This is a genomic window from Bradyrhizobium sp. UFLA05-153 (assembly GCF_054185185.1).
Genome location: NZ_JBBIAM010000285.1, coordinates 1 through 2,349 on the forward strand (window position 1 = coordinate 1; position 2,349 = coordinate 2,349).

At 55.6% G+C, this 2,349-nt stretch carries 2 protein-coding genes; both read left to right on the top strand.

Going from position 1 to position 2,349, the window contains the following annotated elements:
* Positions 1-701 precede the first annotated feature (701 nt).
* Positions 702-947 (top strand): hypothetical protein, encoded by a 246-nt coding sequence (locus tag Q2941_RS51305; protein WP_156944235.1) that lies wholly within the window; start codon positions 702-704, stop codon positions 945-947.
* Between the two features lie 94 nt (positions 948-1,041).
* Entirely contained in the window at positions 1,042-2,106 is a 1,065-nt protein-coding gene (locus Q2941_RS51310; protein ID WP_458197502.1) for an ABC transporter substrate-binding protein, read from the top strand.
* Positions 2,107-2,349: the final 243 nt, after the last annotated feature.

The window sequence follows — 2,349 nt, forward strand, 5'->3', positions numbered from 1 at the left end:
CGCTATTCCTTCATCGTAGTGGACTTGCACCACCTACTCCTTGCCGGTCTCCCGGCGCACCTGTGTGAAAACGCGAAGGATCAAAGCACGGCGAGAACTACATTCTTCAATTCGCTTCTTAAGTTGAGTGCGCTTTCGAGTTTGAGTGCTAGGACAGTCTTGGACGCATAACTTCTTCTATCACCACCAAGCGCCTCGGCGTTTTCGCACAGCCAAGACCCATACCGGAACTCACCTGAAGATCAGAAGCGAGGTGAAGAGAACTCGACGGCCGGCACAACTAATTGTGGAGCCACGTTCAATGCTCGAAGCAGAAAGTGATTTGCTGAGCTATTCTTGTCGGGTCGTAGGAGTACGCAATGTCGAAAGCAATTGCTGTCTTGGGTGCGTCCCGTGCGCCCATCACTCGGGATGAACCGGCGTTTAGGTCGTCCTTGGCTGGTCCTGTTGTGCGTCAACTGCGATCGACAGCTGGTCGTGAGGTTCGTCCAGTTCTTGCGGTTCGCGCCAAAGCAAGTAGGCGAACCAAAGGAGCCCCGGCGTCCATGCCAGCATCGCCCCAAAACACATCGCTTGTAAGGTCGACATGATGACTTACGGGCCGTCCCCGCCCTTTGCCGAAATGGGTTAAGTACCCTGAATCGTATTTGGTCCGATCACGGCGTAATCGTGACGGGGCATGTCGCGGCACGGCACTTTGTGTGGAAAATTTCGGCGGTGTGGAAAAGATTCGCGGCGCCGAAGCAGCACACCGCCCGGTGACCGGCCCCGGTGACCGGGCGGTCAAGACCACCTTCCGCGACATGCGCGACATGGGCTACCACGGCGTCCCGGTCTATTTCGCCGCACCACGAAGAACCGCAGTCATCCAGCGATGGAGCTGGAGTTGTAAAAGGAAAAACCCGCCGGCATTGGCGCCGACGGGATTTCATGTCCGGTCGCGGTAAGGAAGGGGCTTGGGCACGGAATCCCCCGCGACCTCGTCAGCATGCTCCTCAATCGTTGATGAACTATTGCCGGCTTAAGCGGACGAAGCAACTGTTGTACAAATTCCACGCGCTTATTCAAGATGGACGTTTCGCTTACGGCATACTGGATTTCAAATTATTGGGCGTGGAGGCAGTTCAAATGCGGCGGCGCAATTTCATCAGAGGCGTGGGCTACACCACAATTGCGTGGCCGTTGATCGCGATGGCAGAACAATCATCTAGCAAGGTTTGGCGCATTGCACACATATATCCGGGAAAGTTGGATAATCCCCCGGACCGTGCCATGTACGATGCCTTTCGTGGGGGACTGCGAGAGCTCGGTTATATCGAAGGCAAGAACCTCATAATCGATCAGCGAAGCGCCGACGGGAAGCTTGAACGACTGCCTTCGTTCTTAACCGAGCTGATTGCTCTCCATCCCGATGTTATTGTTGCGATCACAACTCCTGCCATAGCGGCCGCCCAGAAGGCAACATCAACGATCCCCATCATCATGGCTCCGGCAACCGATCCAATCGGTTCTGGCTTCGTAAAGAGCCTTGCTCGGCCCGGAGGAGACATTACGGGCACGGCTAATATGGTTGGCGACGCCATCGGAAAGGGCGTTGAACTTCTCCACACTCTCCTGCCGTCCGCGCGACGTATTGCTGTGCTCATGTCCAACAATCCAACTCATCCGCAGCAATGTGAATTGGCCGAAACATCCATCAAAAGTTTGGGACTTGCGGCCGTTCGCGTCGTCGCACCTACTCCTGGTGATCTTGACCAGGCTTTTGAAACGATCAAGCAGGAGAACTGTGATGCCCTATTTGTACTTGCAGATGTGACACGGCCGACGATTGTAACGTTGGCCGCAAGATCAAGGATACCAGCAATCTACCAGTCAGGCCCTTACGTACCCTTGGGCGGACTAGCCAGCTACCACCCCAAGCTAGAGGCGATCTATGTTAAGGTGGCGCAATACTGCGATAGGGTTTTCAAGGGAGCGGACCCGGCTGAACTCCCCGTCGAGCAGCCGGTCATTTTCGAGCTGGCGGTAAACCTCAAAACTGCCGCCTCGCTTGGCCTAACTTTTCCGGACAGTATTATGGTTCGGGCTGACAAGGTCATCGAATGAAGTCACGATGACTTCCCGGTTTTGGCCCTTCTGCGACTTCGTCCGATGTCCGCTTTTCGGCCGCTGTTGGAGGTTGAGCGGACATCGGTCGGCCAGACGCTTGATGAGCACACGCCCTAGTCGGTCACGGTGTCCTGTGGCGTCTCCGGCGTCTTCTGCGGGCCATTGACCTGCCACTGAGTATTTCCTCCAGAAGGAGTTAGAGTCCGGCCAGAAGAAGGACGGACAGATGAAGCGAGCAAG